At 53.0% G+C, this 25,244-nt stretch carries 20 protein-coding genes and 1 tRNA gene; 7 read left to right on the forward strand and 14 right to left on the reverse strand.

Features of this window, described 5'->3' with window-relative positions:
* Positions 1-144: 144 nt before the first annotated feature.
* Positions 145-226, forward strand: a tRNA-Leu gene (locus VCU37_RS01305).
* Between the two features lie 55 nt (positions 227-281).
* On the opposite strand, the gene VCU37_RS01310 is transcribed toward VCU37_RS01305, so the two are convergent.
* From VCU37_RS01310 to VCU37_RS01360, 11 genes are all read right to left on the reverse strand, one after another.
* Positions 282-830, reverse strand: coding sequence for a DUF1707 SHOCT-like domain-containing protein (locus VCU37_RS01310; protein WP_336248826.1), 549 nt, complete (start codon positions 828-830; stop codon positions 282-284).
* A 121-nt stretch (positions 831-951) separates the two neighbouring features.
* On the reverse strand, positions 952-1,467 hold the full coding sequence (locus tag VCU37_RS01315; RefSeq protein WP_336248827.1) for a DUF1707 SHOCT-like domain-containing protein: 516 nt from the start codon (positions 1,465-1,467) through the stop codon (positions 952-954).
* An 83-nt stretch (positions 1,468-1,550) separates the two neighbouring features.
* Entirely contained in the window at positions 1,551-2,069 is a 519-nt protein-coding gene (locus VCU37_RS01320) for a DUF1707 SHOCT-like domain-containing protein (protein ID WP_336248828.1), read from the reverse strand.
* 81 nt (positions 2,070-2,150) lie between these two features.
* Positions 2,151-2,648 carry a DUF1707 domain-containing protein gene (locus tag VCU37_RS01325; RefSeq protein WP_336248829.1) on the reverse strand — a complete coding sequence of 166 codons (498 nt, stop codon included), beginning with the start codon at positions 2,646-2,648 and terminating at the stop codon, positions 2,151-2,153.
* A 133-nt stretch (positions 2,649-2,781) separates the two neighbouring features.
* Complete coding sequence (locus VCU37_RS01330; RefSeq protein ID WP_336248830.1) at positions 2,782-5,001, reverse strand: NADP-dependent isocitrate dehydrogenase; 2,220 nt, start codon at positions 4,999-5,001, stop codon at positions 2,782-2,784.
* Positions 5,002-5,075: 74 nt separating this feature from the next.
* Entirely contained in the window at positions 5,076-6,038 is a 963-nt protein-coding gene (locus VCU37_RS01335) for a Ppx/GppA phosphatase family protein (RefSeq protein WP_336248831.1), read from the reverse strand.
* 44 nt (positions 6,039-6,082) lie between these two features.
* The gene (locus VCU37_RS01340) at positions 6,083-6,691 is read right to left on the reverse strand and encodes a DUF501 domain-containing protein (protein ID WP_336248832.1); all 609 of its coding nucleotides are present in this window, start codon (positions 6,689-6,691) and stop codon (positions 6,083-6,085) included.
* The gene (locus VCU37_RS01345) at positions 6,684-7,088 is read right to left on the reverse strand and encodes an FtsB family cell division protein (RefSeq protein ID WP_336248833.1); all 405 of its coding nucleotides are present in this window, start codon (positions 7,086-7,088) and stop codon (positions 6,684-6,686) included. Before VCU37_RS01345 ends, VCU37_RS01340 begins: the two co-directional genes overlap by 8 nt.
* Positions 7,089-7,177: 89 nt before the next feature.
* Complete coding sequence (eno, locus tag VCU37_RS01350; protein WP_336248834.1) at positions 7,178-8,458, reverse strand: phosphopyruvate hydratase; 1,281 nt, start codon at positions 8,456-8,458, stop codon at positions 7,178-7,180.
* 75 nt (positions 8,459-8,533) lie between these two features.
* Entirely contained in the window at positions 8,534-9,214 is a 681-nt protein-coding gene (locus VCU37_RS01355; protein ID WP_336248835.1) for a MazG family protein, read from the reverse strand.
* A gap of 17 nt (positions 9,215-9,231) precedes the next feature.
* Entirely contained in the window at positions 9,232-10,056 is an 825-nt protein-coding gene (locus VCU37_RS01360; RefSeq protein ID WP_336248836.1) for a SurA N-terminal domain-containing protein, read from the reverse strand.
* A gap of 205 nt (positions 10,057-10,261) precedes the next feature.
* On the opposite strand from VCU37_RS01360, the gene mmsA reads away from it, so the two are divergent.
* The 4 genes from mmsA (at position 10,262) to rarD (ending at position 15,330) form a co-directional block, all read left to right on the forward strand.
* On the forward strand, positions 10,262-11,776 hold the full coding sequence (gene mmsA / locus VCU37_RS01365) for a multiple monosaccharide ABC transporter ATP-binding protein (protein WP_336249536.1): 1,515 nt from the start codon (positions 10,262-10,264) through the stop codon (positions 11,774-11,776).
* 25 nt (positions 11,777-11,801) lie between these two features.
* Complete coding sequence (locus VCU37_RS01370; RefSeq protein ID WP_336248837.1) at positions 11,802-13,055, forward strand: ABC transporter permease subunit; 1,254 nt, start codon at positions 11,802-11,804, stop codon at positions 13,053-13,055.
* Positions 13,056-14,180 (forward strand): sugar-binding protein, encoded by a 1,125-nt coding sequence (locus VCU37_RS01375; protein WP_336248838.1) that lies wholly within the window; start codon positions 13,056-13,058, stop codon positions 14,178-14,180.
* Between the two features lie 184 nt (positions 14,181-14,364).
* Positions 14,365-15,330 carry an EamA family transporter RarD gene (gene rarD / locus VCU37_RS01380; protein WP_336248839.1) on the forward strand — a complete coding sequence of 322 codons (966 nt, stop codon included), beginning with the start codon at positions 14,365-14,367 and terminating at the stop codon, positions 15,328-15,330.
* A gap of 41 nt (positions 15,331-15,371) precedes the next feature.
* Here the strand turns inward: rarD and mfd are convergent, their stop codons facing one another.
* Entirely contained in the window at positions 15,372-18,842 is a 3,471-nt protein-coding gene (mfd, locus tag VCU37_RS01385; protein ID WP_336248840.1) for a transcription-repair coupling factor, read from the reverse strand.
* A 193-nt stretch (positions 18,843-19,035) separates the two neighbouring features.
* Here mfd and VCU37_RS01390 point away from each other — a divergent pair, with 193 nt between their 5' ends.
* Positions 19,036-20,085 (forward strand): ABC transporter ATP-binding protein, encoded by a 1,050-nt coding sequence (locus tag VCU37_RS01390; protein ID WP_336248841.1) that lies wholly within the window; start codon positions 19,036-19,038, stop codon positions 20,083-20,085.
* Positions 20,086-20,094: 9 nt separating this feature from the next.
* Positions 20,095-22,584 (forward strand): ABC transporter permease, encoded by a 2,490-nt coding sequence (locus VCU37_RS01395; protein WP_336248842.1) that lies wholly within the window; start codon positions 20,095-20,097, stop codon positions 22,582-22,584.
* A gap of 87 nt (positions 22,585-22,671) precedes the next feature.
* Here the strand turns inward: VCU37_RS01395 and VCU37_RS01400 are convergent, their stop codons facing one another.
* Both VCU37_RS01400 and VCU37_RS01405 read right to left on the reverse strand, forming a co-directional pair.
* Positions 22,672-23,937, reverse strand: coding sequence for a DUF445 domain-containing protein (locus VCU37_RS01400; RefSeq protein ID WP_336248843.1), 1,266 nt, complete (start codon positions 23,935-23,937; stop codon positions 22,672-22,674).
* Between the two features lie 52 nt (positions 23,938-23,989).
* Positions 23,990-25,231: an EAL and HDOD domain-containing protein gene (locus tag VCU37_RS01405; protein ID WP_336248844.1), complete on the reverse strand. Its 1,242-nt coding sequence runs from the start codon at positions 25,229-25,231 to the stop codon at positions 23,990-23,992.
* Positions 25,232-25,244: the final 13 nt, after the last annotated feature.

Consider the following 25,244-nt stretch of genomic DNA (forward strand, 5'->3'; position numbering starts at 1 on the left):
GTACATCCTTTTCAATGAATTGATAGGCAAAGTGTAGATAGCCGCAACACATCCTTGGCATAAATCACGGAAACTGTGGATAAAGCTCTGCTTTTCACAGGGCGGCGGACAGATCTTTCATAACTAGGTACACTGACCAGCGCTGGCCGCGTGGTGGAATTGGTATACACGAAGGTCTTAAACACCTTTGCCTTCGGGCTTGCGGGTTCGAGTCCCGCCGCGGCTACGGTAAACCAGCGTGAGCTGGTTTTTCTTGTCGAGAAATCGGCCAACCGAGCCGGTTATGATGAACGATGAGACGGGTCCTCATCAACCCGACGGTATGTCTTAGACTCAGATGGTCGTATCACGACATGGATAATGCCCATCACCACGATCGGTGAAAAAAACACCAAATCTGCTAATGATTCCGGGAATAATTTGCTCAGTGGTTCGAATGTAAACAACGTCGTTCCGATAGCAACAATCCAACCCATCGTGCGAACCTTGCGCAATGTGAGTGGAGATGAACCAAGCGGTTTATCCCACGGATCAATAACTTCACACATGACTTGTTGTGTAGGCAAATACGACGGTGTCAGCGGGGCAACCGTTGGCTGGGGCACTACCTCCCGATCATCGGGATTGGGCATTACCTCCCGATCGTAGTGAGGAAGGGGTAGATCAATGAAGAGCGCATCCAAATCTTCTGATGTTTGGCTTGTGGCCACTAATGCTGAACGACGTTCATACCGCTCCGAATCTAGGTTTCCCTCTGCTCGGTGGTATTCCAAGGCGTGTTGTGCGCTCGCCCGTTCTGATTCACCAATGCGGTTATGTGAAGAAGTCATGAGACGAGCCCTATGGCGTTGCAGTGATTTGGTTTGGCACGGTCATGTAAAGAAACCTCGTGAATACTGCGGGTATCCAACGAGGTTTGCATACGAGTAAATACTTGAGCAAATGACGTCACTAGTACGGGTAACTCCGTGAGCCATCTCCACGATGAAAACGGTATCGTGGCCGATTGGGTGCTAGGGCGATACTCGCAATAATCATAAAGACTACCGGTGTGACCACGACGATCGGTGCCAATGCAGCCGGCAAAATTGCATCCGCCAATCGTGAGCCAAAGAGTAGCCACGCAAAGGCCAACACCCAGCCGATTTTTCGTACCTTACGTAATGTCAGCGGCGATTGGCCGATTGGCGTATCCCAAGGGTCAAGCTCTTTTACAACCCACCCTTCATCCGGCGTCACCGGTGAATATGACGATTCTCGACGAACAGCCAGTCCTCGGTTGTAGTGAGGTAGTGGCAAATCCATAAACAGCGTCTCAAGTTGGGCTGAGGTAACACTCCCCATCGCGCTTTCAGATCGAGATTCATATTCGTCCATATCCAAACGCCCTTGGGTGAAATGCACACCAAGGGCTTCAACCGCACGATGGCGGTCAGTGTCACTAATACGATCGTTCATGATAGCCATGCCCAGAGTATAAAAAATAAGGCGTATGATCACCTCTTGGGATAATCACCCAATGGGTAAGGGGATATCCCTATCGTAGATCATCAGTCATCATCATAGTGACGTCGCCTGCGGTGTCGACGTTTGGCACGCTTTAATTGGCGGCGCCTTCGATCATCGTCGTCATCCCAATCATCGTCTGGCGACCCAAAAATGGCTTTGGACAGGGGAACCAGGAGGTACGCGAATGCGAATAGGGCATACCAGGCGTACGAGATGCCTAACATATAAAAGGAGAGCAAGAGCACTACCCAGCCCAGCAAGAGAAACAGTGCCCGCTGCCGAGACAAGGACGGTGTTCGTGATTTCGTGGGGTGAGATGCCTGCCGTGGATTAGAAGGCGGCTGAGCTGGGGTATAGCGCTCGATGGCGCTGTCATATTTTGGTAAGGGAAGATCGGCAAACACGTCATCAAGTTCTTTATACGTATAGGACTGAATCACTTGTTCCGTTCGCGCTTCGAACTCATCAAGACGTAACCGGCCTTGGGCAAAATGCTCACTGAGTGCTTGTAGCGCACTATCACGCTCTTGATCACCAATTCTTGCATTTGGGTCAGCCATGCCCAACAGGGTATGCAGAGCTATCTCTATGATTCAACCTCTTCTGCAGTGTTGTTTACGAATCCCTCATAATCACTGGTATTACTCGCCCTCGTCATTGACCATGGCAACCGGTAGGACACGGTATTTCGGTCGTACTGGTCTCAGTGCCACCGTGTAGAGCAAGGCAAGAAGAGCAGGCATAAACACCACACCGAGTTCTAGCGCCTCGGGGACAATACCGTCAATAGTGGCGTACCCAAGTGTCATCCATAAAATGGCGAGCACCCAGGCGATAATCCTCATCTTCCGATGTGTCAGCGATGTATTTCCAATACGGTCATCCAGAATGTCCCGAGGGCGAAGTCGTGTCGTGGGTAGAACTGGTGCCAGCTCCGGTGCGGTGAGGTCGGTATCGTGATGAGGAAATGGAAGGTCGACGAATAGGCTCGCCAACCCTTTACTCGTCATACTTTCCCGTGCAAGGTCACAGCGGCGAGTGTAGGTCTGTCGATCGATGGTGCCTTGTTCATAATGAATACCCAAGGCACGCACCGCCTGCGCACGTTCGTCGTCATTAATTGGCTCAAAACCTGTCACTGAAGCGCCTTCCAAAGCGTAGCGAAGCAGCATACCCACTACGTAGCATACGCCAAGAAGACTGGCCAGAACAACCATGTGGGAGCATTATCGACTGGCCAAACTTGGCCACCCACCCCACGTTGGGTACGGTTCATTCAAGGGTGTCGATCAACGCGTTAAACCGCCGACTCGGACGCATCACCGAATCTAGGACAACAGGATCAGGACGGTAGTACCCACCAAGATCCACTGGCTTACCTTCGTTGGCAGTGAGTTCATCAAGGATAAGCGCCTCGTCCGCTTTTAAGTCGTGGGCTAAGGAGGCAAATCCCGTTGCCAGGTCAGGGTCATCGGTTTGCTCAGCCAGTGCTTGTGCCCAATAGCGTGCAATCCAATAGCCTGCGGTTCGCGTATCCGCATCACCGACTGCCGGCCCTGGCGTATGACCGCCTTCAAGGTACCCCGAAATGGCATCATCTAGTGTGCGTGCAAGGATACGAGCAGCTGGTTGTTGATGATCATCTGCCAGTTGCTCAAGTGCAGGCCCCAACGCCATATATTCACCGAGTGAATCCCATTGGAAATGGTTTTCATTCAAGACTTGTTGGACCAGTAGCGGAGCTGTTCCTCCCGCACCAGTTTCATATAACCCCCCACCAGCCATCAAAGGCACAATGCTGAGCATCCGTGAACTCGTACCAAGCTCAATGATGGGGAACATGTCGGTGAGATAGTCACGCAACACGTTTCCACTCACGCTGAGAGTATTTTCACCACGTCGGAGCCGTGCAACCGTAAATGCGGTCGCTTTGGCAATATCCATGACATAAATCTGGGCTGTATCTGTATCGTTTTGATCTAATTCATCAGAGACGATAGCCATGAGTTCACGGTCATGGGCGCGCGTCTGGTCTAGCCAAAAGACGGCCGGCCAGCCAGTAGCTAGGGCTCGACGAATTGCAAGGCGAACCCAGTCACGAATTGCCGCGTTCTTCGTGAGGCAGGCACGCCAAATATCACCAGATCTCACGGCATGTTCGATCAGGACAGTCCCATCAGGGGTGCGTACCTGAACCGTTCCGGTCTGGTCAATAATGAAGGTCTTATCATGGCTGCCATATTCTTCGGCTTTATTGGCCATCAAACCCACATTTGGCACCGTTCCCATGGTGGCCGGATCATAGGCACCGTGGGCTTTACAGTCATCGATAATGGCCTGGTACAAGTCGGCATACGACGAATCAGGTATCACCGCAATCGTGTCACGCATCGTCCCATCGGGATCAGCCATTTTGCCTCCCGCACGAATCATGGCAGGCATGGAGGCATCAATGATGGTGGTGTTTGGTGCGTGGAGTGTGCTTAGCCCTGTGGGGCTATCAGCCATCGCAATCACCGGCCCTGCAGCCAGTGCGTCCTTGATGAGGCCAGGCCCGTCATCACCAAGCAATGCAGCGAGTGAACCGAGCCCTTGGTCTGGTGTCCAACCAGACTGCTCAATAGGACTCATGTGGCTTCGTAAGAACGGTGCCATCCAAGTCGCAACAACACGTCCAAAGATGACGGGATCACTGACCTTCATCATCGTTGCTTTCAGATGGGCACTGAGCACAACATCATCAGATTGAGCAGCCTTCTCATAGGCGTCTTCAAGGAACGCTTGGAGAGCATCAGCGCGTAAACACGCACCATCAAGGACATCGCCCGCTTCTACTGCTAATTGGTCATGGAGGATGGTCTCGTTTCCTTGCGTGTCAACCAAGACGATGGTTGCCAGTGATGCGTGGTCTAACGTCACGGATTGTTCGGTATGACGAAAATCACCGTCAGCCATCGTCATAACCTCGGTTTGACTGGTAGGCGCCCATGCTCCCATCCAGTGCGGGTTTGCTTTGGCCTGGGCTTTCACTGACTCCGGTGCACGTCGGTCAGAATTGCCTTGACGAAGCACGGGATTAACCGCAGAACCCTTCACCGGCTCATACCTAGCGGAAATTGCACTTTCTTGGCTATTGTTGGTTTTATCTGGATATTGTGGAAGATTCTCACCTTGGGCATTGAGCTCATTGATGCACGCCACTATCTGACCAGCAGAGGCGCTGATATTCGGCGTTTTAACGATATTGGCCTGTCCACTCGCCACAAGTTCACCAAGGTGGACAAGCATGTCGGGGCCCTTCTGCTGGGCGGCAAGGATACGAGCGGCTAACGAGATATCCGCAGTGGCTACCTGTACCCCTATACGCTTCAGGAACGCCGTAAGGATAGGGATAAAAATAGCTCCGGCCAAGCTGGGGGATTCATCCGTAACCGTCCAAGTCAGGGTAGGGCCCATCATGTTGTCCTTTCCATCGGCGTATTGACTTTGCATCAGGATGGTTGCATGCCTTGCCCACTCTGGGGCCTATTGCGAGAGGATACAACCCTCTATGCCTACCGATGTGTTCAACGTATTGCTGCGGGCCTATTTCCTGTCAGCAGCTTAAAACACATGCCGTCCAAGGAATCATGCTCACTCGCGATCACTTCATCGAACCCAAAGACATCCATAATTTCATCCAGGATGATTGCCCCGATAGGCATAACGTCTCCACGGTTTCCTTCAACCGGGCCAAGCGCTTCGATACGGGTTGCATCCATGGCAGCCAATACCGATACCCAATGCGCAACCGCGGCTTTGGATACCGCTGTGCCGTGGATGCGGTCCGCTTCATATTGGTCCAGGTCAAGGTCCAGAGCAGCCAAAGTTGAGACCGTGCCGGCAACACCAATCAGTCTGGTTGCAGGGTCAATGGGTGTTGGTAATACGGATGCAGCCTCATTGATAACGGCGCGCGCCCCTGCACGCGCCCGGGTAATGGTCCCATCGGCATAGGGTGGTTGGCCGGTACGTTCAGTGAGTCGTACACAGCCCAATTGCTCGCTTGTTGAGGCAATTATCTCCCCTGAGGCATCCCCAAGCACAAACTCTGTTGACCCGCCACCAATATCAATCACCAAGATAGGAATGGGCGGCTGGTCAGCAGTTGCGCCCAGGAACGCAATTTCACCTTCAAGAGAACCACTGATGACCTGTGGAGCTATTCCACAAGCATCAACCGCGGCTTGGGTAAATACATCAGCGTTGACGGCGTCACGTACTGCACTTGTGGCCATGAGCACGACCATCTGCTCTGGAACAGAAAATCCGTCCCAAATGGCACGATAGTCTGCCAGCACGGCGACTGTTCTTGCGATGGCATCTGGATGGAGACACTTTGTGTCATCAACACCTTGTCCGAGCCTGGTGACTCGGATGTGACGTTCAATCGGTTGTAAGGCACCCTCAGCATCCAAGGTGGCAACAAGAAGGCGCACCGAGTTGGTTCCGATGTCTACAACTGCACAAGTAGGGCTCGTTCGATTCACGTCACCACAATATGTGCCCCTGCCATCTATGCCTTGGGAATGCGTCAGGTACGGTCTTGGGCCTCGTCAGGGATTGGTGCGCAGGGTGCAGGACAGGTGAACGGTTCTATCTGCTCAGCAACCCACGCGCCAATAGGGTTATCGTCCGTAGCCAGATGATGCCCGTAGAGTGCATGGAGACACTTCACTCGGTCCGGCATACCACCGGCGCTCATACCGCTGGGAACTGGAGGCCCAAGTTGGTCACGAAATGCCACATATCGTGTATCAGCACCAACGTAGGCAGCCCGAAGCTCGGGGTCTTCTTGGACTTTCAGGGTCAGGTCTGCCATCACACCCGAAGCCTCTAACGTGCCAATGGCCGCGTTGGCAATGGGACAGGCAAGCCAAAACGTTGTTGGAAATGGTGTTCCGCCTGGCAACTGTGGCCCGACTCGTTGGACGGCTGGGAGACCCCATGCACACGTCACCGCTACCGCCGTGTCGTCGCCACGAACCGAACGACCAATCATCTGTTCGGCACTCGCGCGCTGAGATTCAGTCATCGGGGGGCGCGCTAACTGTGCAGCATAAGACGCGTCTGGTGCCTTGGTTAGGGCATGAGGACGAGGAGTATAGGCGCTACCTGATGTATGTGGCGTTTGTTCAGCCAAAGGGCAACCATTCACGAAGCTGATCAATAAGACTCTTGGGTTGTTCCTCAGGTGCTGCTGACGGTTCCTCAATCGGGACGGCCCGAACCTCTGGCGGGTTGCCAACTGCATATGGTGTTTCACCCGGGCGAATCATGCCGAGTTCACGGCGAGCTTCTAATTCGATGAAGGTAGGGTTCGCGCTGTTAGCTAAGTCGGTTTGGGCACGCGCAAGATCTGACTGGGCTTGGTGCTGTGCAGAGACAGCAGCCGTTAACCGCTGATGACTCGATGTGACGGTGTGGTAGGTGTTCCACAACCCAATGAGGGAATACAAGGTCACACAGAACACCACCGCAGACCAGAGATAATCAGACGGTGTTCCATCACCAAAAAGCAAGATACGTGCGCGCTCCATTTGTACCACTATGTATGAAACGACCAAAGATAGCCAGAAATGATTGAACCCCAGAGAAAAAATCCGCTGGGGTTCAGTGCTAGCCCTGTCTACTTGGCCAAGTGTTTAAAGGCATTACGACCGGCGTAAACGGCACTGTCGCCGAGTTCTTGCTCGATACGTAAGAGCTGGTTGTACTTGGCAACACGGTCAGAACGTGCCGGTGCACCAGACTTAATTTGACCCGCATTCGTGGCTACAGCGAGGTCAGCAATCGTCACATCTTCCGTTTCACCAGAACGGTGGCTGACCATACAGGTCCAACCGGTGCGGTGGGCCATATCCATCGTGTCAAGGGTTTCGGTCAGTGACCCAATCTGGTTTACCTTGACTAACACGCTGTTGCCCGTGCGCTCAACAATGCCGCGGCTGACGCGCTCCACATTTGTGACGAATAGGTCGTCGCCAACAAGCTGCACCTTATCGCCAAGACGTTCGGTGAGTTTCTTCCAACCGTCCCAGTCTTCTTCATCCAGCCCATCTTCGATACTGATGATCGGGTAGGTGTCAACGAGTTTGGCGTACAGGTCAATCATCTCATCGGTGCTTAAGACCTTGCCTTCACCCTTGAGGTTGTAGGAGTCGCCATCGCGCAATTCACTTGCCGCAACGTCCATCGCAAGTGCAATATCCTCGCCTGGTTTGTACCCCGCCTTTTCAATGGCTTCGACGATGAGGCCGAGAGCGGCCTCATTATTTGACAGATTCGGGGCAAAGCCACCTTCGTCACCTAAACCGGTAGACAGCCCCTTTTCACTAAGAACCTTCTTCAAATTGTGGTACACCTCAGCACCCCAACGCAGTGCTTCAGCAAAGGAAGACGCACCGATAGGTGCGATCATGAACTCCTGGAAATCAACGTCACTTTCAGCATGTTCACCGCCGTTAATGATATTCATCATCGGCACAGGGAGGACATGAGCGTTTGGCCCGCCAAGGTACGCATACAAGGGAAGCTCACGGCTAATAGCTGCAGCCTTGGCAACGGCAAGGCTGGCCCCAAGAATGGCGTTGGCCCCTAGCTTGCCTTTGTTTTCGGTACCATCAAGATCAATAAGTTCAGCATCAATCGCGCGTTGTTCGGTAGCATCCCAACCAATGAGCAGCGGGCGAATCTCGTTGTTCACCGCGTCAACAGCTTGCTTAACACCCTTACCAAGGTAACGATCGTCACCATCGCGTAACTCTACGGCTTCAAACTGACCAGTAGACGCGCCAGAGGGAACGGCAGCGCGACCGAGCGCACCATTTTCGAGGAGAACCTCAACTTCAACCGTGGGGTTGCCACGACTGTCGAGAATCTCGCGACCAAATACATCGATAATTTCCATTGCTTCTCCCTTGTTGGAGCGATCGGATAGAAAAGGTGAAAGGTGTGGGTACGCCACGTGGAGGCCAAGCCTATGTCAACTTGAATGTTGTGCTTTATAGCGCTCGCGTACCTCTTGCTGGTAGGTGGCAGTGTGTTTCCGTAATGCCATATCAGGGTCAATGTCCGCACTCACCCCCAAGGTGACCAAGGCTCCAAGGGCTTGGCCTAAGCATTCTGGTGTGAGCATTTCAGGATCTTGAGCCAGCTTGTTGACAACATCAACGAGCTCAGCAACGGCGACGCTGACTGGGGGAATTGGTTTCTGGTCACGCCCACGCCAGCGAGTCTTTGCCGCCATCAATAACGGCGGAAGCTTGGGACTAACGCCTTCAAAGGGGTCAGTCCGGGAAGACTTTTCCTCTGCTTTAATCTGATCCCACGCATCTGCAACCTCAGCGGCGTCCTGAACGGTTGTTTGCCCAAACACATGGGGATGGCGACGAATGAGCTTCTCATTCAGTGTGTGGGCTACATCATTGCTATCAAAATCCTCAGCGATAGCGGAGTGATAGGCCACTTGGAGCCAAAGGTCACCAAGTTCTTCTCTGATATCGTCGCTGTTCCCACTGGCAATGGCTTCGGCCAGTTCGTAGGCTTCTTCAACTGCATACTGGGCAAGCGATTCATGGGTCTGCGCTTTTGTCCACGGGCATCCCTGGTCACCCAGAAGCTCAGCCAGAATTACGTTTGTTCGTGCTAATTCGTGATCACTCATTTCCAACCGATACCGGATTAGTTCCCAGGCGCATCGCTGGGGGTTGGTAACGGCTGGCCATCTTGGGGTTGAGCCTCTTGAGGTTGAGGCGGTTCAGGCTGGTTTGGAATTGGCTGGCCGCCTTGGGGTGGTGCAACGGGCGCACCGCCACCTGGTTGGGACCCATTTGGTGACTGAATAGTCTGACCGAGTACCCCTTGCCCCGCCGCATTCAAGCGTGGATTGATTTTGATATTCAGCGTGCTGAGCTCTTCTTCAAATCGCTGTTGCCGCAGTTGCTGCCGAGCCTGGTCGCGTATCTCCTCGGTAATATTCTCAGCGGGAAGACCCGACTTGGTAAGCAATGCATCTGCTTCGGCATCCGGAATATCAATGGCTTCTGCAACAGCCTGGATACTCAGTTGTGACCGCATTTGATCACGCAACTGTTCAAGAGAAATCAACCCCTGAGCCATCCCCGACTGTTGTGCCGTCTGCACGATTTGTTTCTGGAGTTCCTCAAGACCGCCCACTTCGCTAACCTGCTGGGCCAGGGTTTCCTCGACTTTGGCATCATCGGGCAGCGTCACATCGTATTTATCAGCCATCAGCGTGATAATTGCGCGGTTTGCAGCTGTTTGTTGCGCCGCCTCACGACCAACGCTATCGACTGATTCTTTACCAACTGCCTTAACGAGTTCGTTATACAACGGGTCGTTTTGCCACCCGGCAAGGACGTTTTCGACTTGATCCTGCCCAATTTTTTTGCCACCAATTACCGCCACATCGGTTGGCCCTCCAGTTGCACACCCGGCAAGCAGTAACGCTGAAGCCAGAACTACAGGTAGGACACGGTATTTCATAGCATAACTCCTGGGGACGTTATAGGTCGTTCTCCAGCCTAGCGGTACTCCACTCAGCGGTTCTTTAAGTAAAAGAAAGGTCTAAAATTCGCAAACCTTAAATTGCTAATTCTTGCTTTTCGGTCCATTCTGTTCCTAATGACCAATTGCGAGGCCTCCCTCGCACCTAAAAGGAGATTCGGTGTCTGACGAGAATATTCTCGAGATGCGTTCCATCGTCAAACTATTCCCAGGTGTACGCGCCCTGGACGATGTGAATTTAGAGGTACGTAAGGGCGAAATACACGCCATATGCGGTGAGAATGGAGCCGGAAAGTCAACTCTAATGAAGGTGCTCAGTGGGGTTTGGCCCTACGGAACCTATGAAGGTGATATCTACTTTGACGGCAAGATTTGCCGGTTCTCAACTATCAACCAAAGTGAAGACGCCGGTATTGTTATCATCCATCAAGAGCTCGCCCTCATTCCCGAGCTAAGCATCGCAGAAAATATTTTCTTGGGTAACGAACGGGCTGACAAGGGAGTCATTAACTGGGTATCTACCCACGCCCGTGCTCAAGACTTATTAACCAAAGTTGGGCTGCACGAAGATTCAAATACCCCGGTGAAAGACCTTGGGGTAGGCAAGCAACAACTGGTTGAGATTGCAAAAGCACTGAGCAAAGACGTTCGATTGCTGATCTTGGATGAACCAACAGCTGCGCTCAATGAGGCTGAAAGTGCTCACCTGCTCGATTTGATGCGTGCCCAACGCGATGCCGGTGTAAGCCAGATCATCATTAGTCACAAGCTCAATGAGATTAGCGAAATCGCTGACCGTGTGACCGTCATTCGTGACGGTAAAACGATTGAAACGATGGATGTCACTGATGGCCACGCCGACGAGGCCCGCATTATCCGTGCCATGGTCGGGCGCCCAATGGACAGTCGGTTCCCTCCGCGCGAATCAAACCCCGGCGATGTGCTCTTTGAAATGAAGGACTGGTGGGTTCGTCACCCAATCAATCCGAACCGTTGGGTTTGCAAAGGGTCATCCTTTAATGTGCGAGCCGGTGAGGTCATTGGCCTTGCAGGATTGATGGGGGCCGGACGCACCGAGTTAGCTCGTTCTTTATTTGGGCATACCTACGGCATCTATGAGTCCGGGCAACTGTATAAGAACGGTGAACCAATCACGATCAACACCGTTCAACAGGCCATCGACCACGGGATCGCCTATGTAAGTGAGGACCGGAAGGCGCTCGGCCTCAATCTGCTCGACGATGTGAAATATTCAACTGTCATGGCCAAACTCAGCAAAGCTGCTGACCATGGCGTGCTAAAGCGCGAATATATCCAGCGCACGGCGGAAGACTATCGACGAGATCTTCGTATTAAAGCACACGACGTTGGCGTCAATGTGGGCACCCTATCGGGTGGCAACCAGCAAAAGGTTGTCTTAGCCAAATGGATGTTTACCGACCCTGACGTGCTCATCCTTGATGAGCCCACCCGGGGTATCGACGTCGGTGCCAAATATGAGATCTACCAGGTGATTAATGATCTTGTTGCAGCAGGCAAGGCGGTCATTCTGATTAGTTCAGAACTCCCAGAATTGCTCGGGGTTTCGGATCGTATCTACACCATTTTTGAAGGCAATGTGACCGGTGAAGTCCTCGCAAAGGACGCAGACCAAGAATCCTTGATGCGTTTGATGACAGACACCAGCAACGTCGCGTAACCCCTGCATGTGTTAAGAGGAAATAATGGATCAAATTAAGCAATTGCTGGGCAGTAACGCCCGCCAATTCGCCCTACTGGGCGTCTTCATTCTCATGTGTGCCCTATTTCAGTGGCTCACCGGCGGACGACTACTCGAAACCGCCAACCTAATCAATATCGTCAACGGGAACTCCTACGTACTGATTCTTGCGATTGGCATGGTGCTTGTCATCATCGCCGGCCATATCGACTTATCGGTGGGATCAGTAGCAGCGGTTGTGGGCATTATCGTTGCAATCGCCATGCGGGACTACGGGGTGCCTTGGTACCTGGGCTTAGTGCTCGGCATCGTTGTTGGTGCCCTTATCGGGGCGTGGCAGGGGTTCTGGGTTGCGTATGTCGGCATCCCTGCGTTCATTGTTACTTTGAGTGGCATGTTGTTATTCCGCGGGATGAACCAATGGATTGGTAAGAGTCTCACCGTTCCGGTTGGCCCTGAATTTCAATATATTGGTGGTGGCTTCTTACCGGATCTCTTACCGGGTAGTCCACCCCCATTCAACCTGCCGACCGTTGTACTTGCTGGCCTAGCAATAGCCGGGCTCGTCTTTAGTGAATACCGAAAACGGGTCAACACCATTGCATTTGGTGGCGATGTGAAACCTATCTGGCACAGCGTTGTTCGTGTCGTAATTATGGGCGTTGCTATTGCCGCAATTGGATGGGCCTATGCAACCGGTCGTCCAGGCACTTCATTCCCGGTTCCTGGCGTCATCCTCGTTATACTCGCCTTAATTTATGCCTTTATTGCTAACCGAACGGTATTAGGTCGTCACATCTATGCGGTAGGTGGCAACAAAGCTGCGGCTGCTTTGAGTGGAATTAGCCCCACGCGTACAAATTTCTTCGTCATGATGAATATGTCCGTCCTAGCCGCAGTAGCCGGCATGATTTTCATTGGCCGCTCAACCGCATCTGGTCCCTTCGATGGGAATATGTGGGAACTTGACGCGATTGCTGCTGTGTTTATCGGTGGTGCCGCCGTCACCGGTGGTGTTGGCACTGTCGGCGCCACAATGATTGGTGGCTTGGTTATGGCAGTTCTAAATAATGGGCTTGCACTCCTCAGTCAAGGAACCGAGCGAGTGCAGATGATTAAGGGCCTTGTGCTCCTAGCGGCAGTCGCCTTTGACGTGTGGAGTAAGAAACAAGGTCGCCCCTCCATCATCGGCATGATTTTTAAAAATAATTCTAAGAAAGAAACGTCAACACCAACACAGACAAAGGAAGGTAATTGAATGAAAAATCTCCGAAAGACAGGCTTATTAGCCTTACTAGCCACACTGGTGATGGTCCTTGCGGCCTGCTCAGGTGGTGGCCGTAGCGGTGATAGTGGCTCTAGCTCAGGCGCTGACGTATCTGAGGGTGCGAGTACTGCTGCCGGGGGTGGCGAGGTCGGCAAAATTGGGGTGTCGCTGCCGCAGAAGACCTCTGAGAACTGGGTACGTGCCGAACAGTACTTTAACGAAGCAATCAAAGAAATGGGCCTTGAAGGCACTGTTTTATTCGCTAATGGTGGTGTAACCGAACAGCAGAACCAGCTTGACACCCTTATCTCTGGTGGGGCAAAAGTCATTGTTGTTGGTGCTATTGATGGATCTCAGCTCGGTGGTCAGTTAAAGTCCGCACACGATCAGGGCATCAAAGTTATTGCCTATGACCGTATGTTGACAAACACGGACGCCGTTGACTATTACGTCGCATTTGATGCCTTCAAGGTTGGTGAATTGCAGGGTAAAAGTTTGCTCGAAGGCCTCGAAGCCAAGAAGCCCGGTGGACCATGGACTGTTGAAATCTTTGCCGGTTCTCCCGATGACGCGAACTCCTTACAGTTCTTTAATGGTGCAATGAGCGTATTGGACCCTGAGATCGAAGCTGGAAAAATCGAAGTCAAGAGTGGCCAGCGGACATTTGAGCAAGCTGCTACTCAAGGCTGGAAGGGTGAGAATGCCCAAAAGCGTATGGATACCTTACTTAGCGGGTTCTACTCCGGAAGCCAGCCTGATGGTGTATTGAGCCCGAACGACAATTTGGCCCAATACATCCTTCAGTCCTTCACCTCAGCAGGTAAGACCGGTCCAGTCATCACTGGGCAGGACTCTGAGGAAAACGCAGTGAAGCGTTTGATGGATGGTAGCCAGTACTCCTCCATCTACAAGGACACTCGTCTGTTGGTTAATGAAGCCGTGAAGATGGCCAAGGAAATCCAGGAAAAGGGCACCCTTGATGTGAACGACCCTGAAGGTATTGATAACGGTACCAAGATGGTCCCAACCCAGGCTCTTGAACCAATCATCACGACGAAGGACAATGCGGCTGAGGTCTACAAGGACGATCCTGTTCTTGCACCCTTGACACAGTAATCCTTAGTTGGAACGAAGACCCGACGTGCTGTCGGGTCTTCTTGGTTTCTGGTGGGGTTACCTGCCTTCTCGTGAACAGGCTAACGGGAAAGGCCGATGATGACGTATAGCGCACATACATGAAGCATGACAGGTTCATTAAAAACTACAGCCCAACCATCCAAGAAACGGCTATCCTGCCCGAGTGCAAACAATTGATAGAAAAGCGCTTAGCCTCGTCATCCTCACCTATTTCCTGTGGGGTTTATTTCCGCTGTACTTTTATCAGCTCAGCCCGGCAAATCCTTTTGAGGTCATTACCTATCGTGCTGTATTTGGGTTGATTTGCTGTGTGCTTTGGCTGGGCATTCGTGGACGCCTCCATGAACTCCGAGAGCTATCTCGCCGAGATATCGGGTGGCTATTGGCGTCTGGTCTCCTCATTGGAGTGAACTGGACAACCTACATCTACACCGTCTTGACTCACAACACGATTGATGCCTCCATCGGCTATTTCATCAATCCACTCATCACGGTATTGCTAGGCGTAGTAGTCCTCAGAGAGAAATTGCGGTCGGCTTATATCGTCGCACTTGTGCTAGGCATTGCGGCCGTAGCCGTTCTTGTCATCGCCCATGGCCGATTACCCTGGACGAGTTTGGTACTTGCCACGTCCTTTGGGCTCTATGGGCTCGTCAAAAAGCAGATTGCTGGCCGAGTGCGTCCGGTGAGTGGCATGCTCGTTGAAACAGTTACCCTCGTGCCGTTTGCACTGGCCTATTACATCCCCCTCCTCATGCGTCAAGGCAGTTCTGTTCAACTCCTTTGGGCGCAAGATCAGCAAACCGCTATTGTGCACTTCATGCTGCTTGCGGGATCTGGATTAATCACGATGATCCCCCTCATTATGTTTGCGATGGCATCTGGGAATCTGCCGTTATCAGTCATTGGACTGGTGCAATATTTGGCTCCCACCATGTCCTTTGTGATTGGGCTTCTTGTGTTCCATGAAGCAATGCCTCTCGCACGCTGGATAGGCGTCATAATCATTTGGGTAGCAGTCTTCATCCTCATCTATGACGGATTGAAGGGCGGGAACCGTCCCAAGTTCTTTCCTACCAACCCTTCTGGATTGGCTACGCGCCCGTGGTGGGGTCGTACGGCTCGCTAACGGCACCCGTTCACCCAATCGGGGTGAAGATGATGACAAGTCTAGTTTTCTGGTTTGCCAAGAATGTCTGCCAACCGTTTCGCCAACCAGCCGACCGGGTCTTGGGAGAATCCTTTAGTCTGTGGGAGTTCAAGCACTTCACCTGAGGGATTCCATTGCGCTTGGGGATATTTACGGGTGAGACGAACCTGTTTTGAATCGGCGAGCAGCACGGGATACATCCGAACGGTATGCCGAGGGGTTGTAGAAACTTCAGTGATACCCCACATACGAAGCATCGACTTGAAGGCCGCCAGCATGATTAGCCGTTCAGCCGCTGCGGGTGGCTTCCCGTAGCGGTCAGTCAGCTCAGCACGTACATCATTCACATCGTGGACATTCCGGATCCCCGCAACAAGACGATACGCCTGCAAACGCAGCCCTTCATCTGTAATCCAGTCGTGCGGAAGGTGCGCATCCACTGGTAGATCAACCTTGATTTCAATTTCTGGTTCAGGGCTGGGCATCCCACCAAGTTCGGCAACCGCTTCTCGCATGAGCTGGGTATAGGTATCAAACCCCACACCACTGACTGTTCCCGATTGGTCAGCTCCAAGCATCGAACCAGCCCCACGAATTTCAAGGTCCTTTAACGCGACGCTCATCCCGGCACCAAGATGGGAATGTGTTGCAATGCTTTCCAAACGTTTCCACGCTTCAGGGGTTGGCTTACCGGTATAAAACAAATGGGCATACCCACGGGTTGCTGAACGGCCTACCCGGCCACGCAACTGGTAGAGCTGCGACATGCCAAGCCGGTCAGCATCCTCAACGACGAGCGTGTTGGCGTTGGGGATATCAATGCCATTCTCAATGATCGTCGTGGCAACCAATACGTCGATATCACGGGTCCAAAAATCGAGCATGACCTGTTCGAGTTCTTCTTCAGGCATTTGTCCGTGACCAACGGCCACACGTGCGCCGGGGACGAGTTCACGAATCCGGTCAGCCGCCGCATGAATTGTGTCAACTTTGTTGTGCAGCCAAAAAACCTGGCCCTCACGCAAGAGCTCGCGCCGCAAGGCAAGGACGGCGAGGTCTTCGTCCCACTCGGTAACTTGAGTAATCACGGGCTGGCGGTCAACGGGTGGGGTTTCAATGGTGGACATATCGCGGATACCCGTGATCGCCATTTCCATTGTTCGAGGAATCGGGGTGGCACTCATGGTGAGCACATCCACACTTGTTTTGAGCTGCTTCAAACGTTCTTTATGGCCAACCCCAAAGCGCTGCTCTTCATCAACTACCAGTAGTCCGAGGTTTTTGAAAGAGACATCGGTACTTAATAACCGATGGGTACCCACCACGATGTCTACTGACCCGTCTTTCAAACCCTCCAAGGTGGCATTCATTTCCTTTTGGGTAGAAAAACGGCTGAGTACCTTCACGGTGATGCCGGTGTTTGCAAAGCGTTCAATGAAGGTTTCACCGTGTTGTTGGGCTAACAGCGTGGTGGGCACTAATACAGCAGCTTGATGATTATCAAAGACTGCCATAGCCGCTGCCCGAACGGCTACTTCAGTTTTACCAAAGCCCACATCACCGCAAATAAGTCGGTCCATCGGTAAGGGTGTGCCCATATCTTCTTTAACCGCTTGAATGGCTTCAAGCTGGTCAGCAGTCTCTACCCAAGGAAAGGACTCTTCTAATTTCGCTAACATTTCAACGTCGGGTTGGAAGGCATGGCCTGTCGCCGTCATACGAGCCGAATATAAGCGCATCAAATCAGCAGCCATTTCTTTGACTGCCGTCTTCACCTTTAACTTGGCACGTTCCCAGTCAGCTCCACCCATACGCATAATGCGGGGGTGTTCACCACCGGTGTACACCGCGAGGGCATCAACCTGGTCACTGGGCACGTACAGCTTGTCACCACCGGCATATTCAACGACCACATAGTCACGAGTGACGGTACCACTCCCCCCTTTAAGCGTGCGTGTCTGCATCCCTACATAGGTGCCAATACCGTGAACGGCGTGCACCAGTGCACCACCAATTTCAAGGTCGAGGACCGTTTGTTCAGCACTTTTACGTGAGCCTATCCGGCGTTTTCCTGCGGTTCGGCGTGCACCAAACACATCGAACTCGCCAATAAGGGCGATACCGAGTTCACGGGAATTAAATCCAGTACGTAACGGACTTTCAACGAGTTGAATACGGCCATTTGGTTTGCGTGGCAAGGGTTGTCCATCATCAAGATGGTCAACCGCAAGCCCCCCGTCACGCAGCACCTGAGCAATACGCAATGCATTGCCGTGGTCACGCACGCTAATGACAACAAGTTGCTCATCTTTGGCCAGGATGCGAGCGGTCTGTCCCACTTCAGGGATATTGCCTCGCCAGGTATCAAAAACACGAGCATGTAAGGTGATTACCGCATCTGATGACTGGAAGGCTGTGGTTCGCCACACCTTTGCGCCGCGAGTTGCCCGCTGGGCAAAGCGGTCAACCAAATCGGTTAATTCAGCGAATCCTGCCCGCTCATCTTCAAGTGGAATGCCGGCATCATCTTGATGCGGTGCTACCCGTTGTGCTAATGCTCCCCAATCAGCGACAATGAGTTGTTTGGCCTGTTCAATCAGTTGTTCTGCTCGGTCATGAACTTGTTCATGGTCGATGACAACCAAACCCGTCTCATCATGCACAATATCGGTCAAATAGACCGGTTGATCTATAAGTGCGAGTACAAGCCCCTCCGCCCCCTCAACGGCGACGCCGTCGGCAAGTTCATTCAGCTGAGGTGCAAGGGCCTGCACTTCCTTGGCCTTTGCACGCGCTAATGTGCGGGTTTCTTCATCAAGGACAAGTTCACGTGCCGCATGAATTGTGACCGTCTCAACCTTGGCAACCGTGCGCTGGTCAATGGGGTCAAAGGTGCGCATATCATCAACATCGTCACCAAAAAACTCAATGCGAACCGGCTCCTCAGCGCCGGCACCATAGACATCAACTATTCCACCGCGTACCGCGAACTCACCTGTTGTGGTTACCAAGCTTGTTCGGGTATACCCCAGTTGGGCCAGACCAGTGACAAGCCCTTCTAACCCCTCGGCAAACTGTGAACTAATAATGAGTGGGGTACGTTCAGCTACACGGGGATCAATCGGCTGTAAGGCGGCACGAACAGGGGCGATCACGACACGTGCCTCTCCCGACCGTAACGCATTGAGGGTGGCCAAGCGTGACCCAACTGTGGCCGGTTGTGGGCTCAACCGCTCGTGCGGCAATGTCTCCCACGCATCAAATACCCGCACGGCATTAAGCCCAACATAGGCAGCGATATCATCTCGCAAGGTTTCTGCTTCAGTGCGTGTGGGCACAATCAGAACGAGGGGACGGCGTTGTGCCAGTTTGGCCGCAACCAAGGCTCGCAGTGGCGGCGGGCATGAAATCAACCCACCAACCCCAAGGTCATCAAATTCGTCTATATGGCGGCTGGCGACGCCCGCGAGTGGTCCGGTGAGGGTGTACATAGAGGCCAAGATTAGCCTTACTTACCCATGATGAACGAACCGTTATCAGAAGCAATTGCATTCATCCAACTCCCCGGTCTATCCATGTATTTCCCTCATACGCACGTGAGGGGTTTCCTTGACGTTCTCAACCTTGATTCGTTCTATGGTCGACCGCAACACTAAACCGAATGTGCTCAACGAGGAGGTTGATATGTCGTCCACGCCCGTGCATGATGCCGTTCGTGCCATCGGGATTTCCAAACGGTACGGAACTGGCAATGCTCAAGTCCAAGCACTCAATAACGTGTCAATCAGAGTGCAATCTGGCACCTTCGTTGCGGTGATGGGACCGTCCGGCTCGGGGAAATCCACATTGATGCAAACATTGGCCGGGCTGGATGCCATTGATAGCGGGGAAATCTGGCTTGATAACACCCCGATCAATCAACTCAGCGACAATAACCTCACCTTGCTTCGCCGTGACCGCGTAGGGTTCATTTTTCAAGCATTCAATCTGTTACCCATGTTGACGGCTGAACAGAACATCGTGTTACCCCTCACCATCGCCAAGAGAACCGTCGATCCGGCTTGGTTCGATACGGTCGTCAATGGCCTCGGACTCAGGGACCGTTTAGACCACAAACCCGGTGAACTGTCTGGTGGGCAACAACAACGCGTTGCAATTGCACGTGCATTAATCACGAAACCCGCCGTCATTTTTGCTGATGAGCCAACCGGCAACCTCGATTCGAGTTCAAGTACCACCATCTTGAACATGTTGCGCCAAAGTGTGGATCACCTGCGCCAAACTGTCATCATGGTCACCCATGATCCGAAAGCGGCAACCTACGCAGACCAGGTGGTGCTATTAGCTGACGGTATGATTCGTCAAGTCTTGAATCGACCGAGTTCCGAGCAGCTTCTCGCAGCATTCGCGCACTTGGAAAGTCGCTCACCAGCCACGTCCACTTCAGGGGCACCGGGCTCGGGTACTTCCACCCCCCACCAATCAACTCAAGGCGTTCCATCCCAGGGAGTATCCGCGCCAGGGCACCCCGATCAGAGGCAACCATCCCCAAGAACCCCACCCCAACATGGGCAACCGCGGGGGGTCCCTACGCAGGGTACCCCTAGCCAAGATTCCCCTAGCCAAGGCCAATCTGGCCATGGGTTCCCACCTCGGCCTCAGCATCAAGGGGCACCAACCCCCCAGCCACCAGCCCAGGGAACACCACCACAAGGCATGTCCCCTCAGGGTTAGGAGCGGTTGATGAATACAATCATTCTGGCGTCTATACGCCAGCATCGAGGCCGTTTTATCGCAACCGGCATTGCGATTGTGCTTGCCGTTGCATTCGTGGTTACTGGTTTTGTAGTGACCAGCAGTTACGCAGCTTCATTTGCAAACGCATTCAACGCCGATATGACCCATGCTGATATTCGTATCGGGCTTGACGATGGACCTTCTGGTTCTATGGAAGATGAGGTAGCGCAAACCAAGGCCATCACCCAACGCCTTTCCCAACATCAAGACGTTGAATCGGTCTACAGTGAACTCTCAAACTTTGCTTCATTTTCTGCCAACGGGTCAGAAGACTCCGCGACGATTTTTGCCCTGCCACCCGAACCGTTACGGTGGCAAGAACTTGTCTCGGGAAGTTGGCCATCTCAACCTGGGCAGGCCGTCATCAGTACCAACGTTGCTGAGCGGCACGCCTTAAGCACCGGGTCGCGGATCAGTCTTCGCCCCTTCGGAGAAGAAACCGCTAAAACTACAGATCTCACCATTGTTGGTACGTACGCCTTGCAAAACGGCGCCCCGGCAAGTGAGTTTTATGTCAGCCAAGAAACCTTTGATCAATTGCCTGGGACTCCACTCGTTCATGGAACCTTGGTCAAGGGTGTTGCCGGAACATCACCCGATCAACTGGCTACAACCCTAACGCCGACCATCACTGAGCCTGGTTTTGTCGTTAAAACAAAAGAGGCCGTTGCCAATGAGCAGGTTGAAGAACTCTCTGGTTCCACGATCACCATTCAAGCAATCGTTCTTGCCTTTGGCGCTATTTCAATAATCGTTGCTGGCTTTGTCATTGCGAATACCTTCCGCCTCATTGTCGCCCAGCGCACCAAGGAACTTGCCTTAATGCGCTGTGTGGGTGCTACGAAAGGTCAGATACGAAAACTCATCCTTGGCGAATCAGCCGTGATCGGGTTGAGCTTCTCGGTTCTCGGTGCGTTAATTGGGATTGGTGTTGCCTACCTGATCAAAATGATTGCGGGTGCAGGCGAGTTACAGATTAGTGAGTTTGTCGTCAGTCCCACAATGGTGATCATCAGTTTGCTCCTTGGCACCGCCAGCACGGTGCTCTTTGCCATGGGACCGGCTCGCAACGCCCTACGGGTTCACCCAATTGCCGCATTGCGGCCGCAAACACAAGAAGAGGAACGTCGATCTTCGGTGGTTATTGGCATTATTGGCACCATCCTTGCCGTAATCGGAACCGGTGCGATGGTTGCATTCTCCTTCACCGAATTACTCCCTGTGGCAATTCTTGCGGGGATGGTCAGTGCGATCGGGGTGCTGATGGTGAGCCGGTTGTGCCTTCCACCGATGATCCATGGCATCGGGCGACTGATCGCCCCACTGAATGCCACCACTGAACTGGCGGTTGCCAATACGACTCGGAACAGACAACGAACGGCGGCTACCGGAACCGCACTGCTTATTGGTGCTGTATTACTCACCATGCTGAGTACGGGGATTACCTCAACGCGTGAATCAGTCCTCAAAACGATTGACCAAAAACGTCCCTTAGACCTCGTTGTGCAGACGCGAGAAGATGTGCAGCTCACTCCGGCTAATATCCAGGCGGTCGGGGCGGTTAATCGGGTTGAAAAGACGGCCACGATGTATTCAGCAACGGCGAAATATGACTTCGACCAATTCGTACAGCTCGAGAGTAAGTTCTACGCAACCGACCCGGCTGAACTCAACGCAGTACTCCATGATCCTGTGCCACCCTTAGCACCGGACACGGTGTACACCAATGATGCTGAACTCAACAATCTGGAGAATAACGGACAACTAGTGGTTACCACCGAGCGTGGCGAGAAAACACTCACTGTCCGTGAAGATCCGTCAATAGATCCGGGGATACTGGTGGTGAGCTATCAGACGTTGCAGTCCTTTGGGAGTCCGCTTGTACCTGAAAGAATCTTGGTTCGCCTCCCTCGTGGATTGAATTTTCAAGAGATTGAGGAGGTCCAGCGCGACATCAGCAAGGCTATTCCCAATGCACACGCCTATGGCGGTGCAATGGACCGGGCTATGCTCAACCAAGTCCTCGACATCATTTTGTATGTCTTACTTGCCTTATTGGCGGTATCCGTCCTGATTGCCATCGTGGGGGTGGGCAATACTGCTGCCCTGTCCATTCTTGAGCGGCGCCGCGAATCAGCGATGTTGCGTGCGGTTGGCGTCACGCGCAGTCAACTGGTCAGCATGATCACAACTGAAGCGGTGCTCGCAGCGGTTGTGTCGGTTGTACTTGGGATTGTGCTTGGGATTGGCTACGCGTGGTCGGGCGTGATCGCCATTGACCATGCCGCTGACAAGCTTGGGTTAGCGTTGCATATCCCGTGGTTATCCGTCGTGCTGATTATTGTTGGTACGTTGTTGGCTGGGTTGCTGGCATCGTATATACCCGCTTTACGTGCGGCGAAGCGATCAATCGTCACCGACCTCGCCTCAACATAGGCACCCTTGATAGCCACAAACGTCTCCACGGGGGCTTGCATCTATAAGTAAGCCCCCGTGAAACATTAAGGACGCGATGGCACGTGTCTACAGGGCTAATTCGATCAGGGTAATGACCAAACCTGCCATCGCCCCCACAACAGTTCCGTTAATACGGATGAACTGCAGGTCCGGACCAATCAAGCTCTCAAGGTTCGTTGCGGCCTCTTCGCCATCCCATGCCCGGATTCGGTCGGCCACAATAGCCACCACTCGTTCAGCATTATTCTCTACAACCCGACGAACAACCTCAGCGGCAGCGTTATCAAGTTCCCTACATATCACCGCATCTTCTCGTAAATCACGGGCGGTATTGGCCAAAATCTGCCCTACTTCACGCGCGGTGCCATCAGCATGGGCATTGCGGAGCCCTTCACTGAGCGCCGTAATGAATGTTGGCCAAGCCGCTTGGGCAGCCTCTTGCACCGCTGGGTGGTCAATTACCGCTGCTTTAATCTCAGCAACACGCTTATTGGCTCGCCGGTCTGTCTCAAGACGTTTGCCGAGTTTGCCGGCTTGGACAATCAGATCGGCTCGCATCCCGTTGGGGTCATCCGTGCTGAGTTTACGCAGGTAGTCGTCACCTTGGCTGACGAGCACTTCGGCAACAATCTGGTTGATTTGGCTGGGTATCCAACTCGGCCCATTGGCCATTATCCGCTGGATAAGGCCGTCACGATTACGCCGACCGAGCCGACGAAGGGCAACTGCGCCGTGGATAATCAGTGGTTCAAGCTGGCCACGTTCAGCAAGCTGGGTGAGGCCTTTACCAACCATGGGTCCGGCATCATAGGCCAATACCTGGTCACGCACCCGAGAGAGGGCACGGTCACGGACCGACTCATCGGCAAGCCCATGGACCACCCCTGCCGACGCATTTGCTAGGCGAGTAACCACATCGGTGGCGTTATCTGCATCACTGAGCCATCCAAGTACCGCGCGTGCCCCGTTGGCTTCTCGCACCCGTTCGGCTAGGAGCTCTGGGCTCAAGAACGCTTCAGCAGAAAAAGTTCCCACATGGTCGGCCATGTCATCTTTACGACGCGGCACAATCGCGGTGTGTGGGATTGGAATACCCATCGGATATCGAAAAAGTGCGGTAACGGCAAACCAGTCGGCTAACCCACCGACCATGCCGGCCTCTAAGGTTCGTTTAAGGACAAACGTAACCGTGTTCTCTGGACCAAAAAGGACAAGGATCAGCCAGGTCAACGCAACGGCGGCAAGGAGTCCGGTTGCAAAGCCACGTGTTTTCTTTAAGCGAGCAGCACGAGCCTGAGCTTTCGGGGAAGTGAGATCAACGATGGTCGCCATATGCGCCATCTTGGGGCGTTAACTCAATTCTGTCTATCAGGAGTCTCCAGGGCTAGGCCGGATCCTGTTCCCCACCGCTGAAGAACCCACGGCTCCACTCGAGGGCGTCAATATAGTCAGCCAAGAGTTCATCTTGGTCCCAGCCATTTTGGTTACAGATGCGCTCGACGATTTCCCATTCGCCTTGTTCGTAGGCGATCGCGAGCCGGTTAATTTCAGCCATCGGGCCTTCACCGGTTAACAAGGCCGTACGCGCGCGTTCGCTCATCGGAACATCGATTAGCGCTTCTTCCATCGGCTGGCCCAGCATGACGTCTAGCAAACTAAACATCCCCACCGTGAAGCTGTCATGACTCATCGTAGGCCGTTTACGATCAGCAACCGCCTCACAGAAGCGAGCACGCACAACACACAGTCGGGCCAGTTCATCCGGACGGTCACCAACAAGTCCAGTCACGGTGGCAGCGATAGCCCAACGGCGGATTTGGTTAATACCCATTAGAGCAAGCGCCTGGGTGACACTTTCCACTTCACCCCGAAGACCAACCGCAGATGAGTTTACGTACCGAAGCAGCTTGTAGCTCAAGGCCACATCATGCTTGATAATGTCAGCTAATTCACGGAAATCAATCTCATCGTTCTGGCTTGCCCGAAGCAAGCTCATATAGGACACCTTGAAGCCAGGGAGGTCCCGTCCTTGAACGATGGAGGGCTTGGCGAAGTAGTACCCCTGTACGTACTGCACGCCAGCGGAACGTGCAATATCACGCTCAGTTTCATCATTGACCTGAGTTGCGATCACATGGACAAAATGAGGGCCAAGGATTTTGGCGATCTGTTCACGATGTTCCTCGGTCTCTTCAGCCAAGTGCATCTTCACGAAACTAACCAGGTCTAGGAGCGGGCCAAGGCGTTCAATATCTGTATCTAGGGTGAACTCATCGAGTGCCATCCGATACCCGTCACGCCGGTAATCCCGACACACCGGAAGAAGCTCTTTAATGTCTGTATCGCGCCAACAGTCTGGCCCAAGCTGCATAACCACGCTTTCAGCGGGCAGCAGCAATACCGATTTATCAAAGACCATCTCTTTTTCAAATCGGATAAAGGCTCGGGCATCACCCACGATCCTTCCTAACCCAAGGGTTAATAAGGACCGGCTAATCACCTCATTGGCTACGTTATCCGACGTGGTCTGGTCACCAGCGAAGCATAGTTCATAGCCCAGGAGCGTGTGCCCACGGTTGGTCCCCAATATGGGGCTACGCGATAATTTAACGGTATCAGTACGCATCTTCGTTGAACTC

This window comes from Stomatohabitans albus (assembly GCF_036336025.1).
Classification (GTDB): Bacteria; Actinomycetota; Nitriliruptoria; order Euzebyales; family Euzebyaceae; genus Stomatohabitans; species Stomatohabitans albus.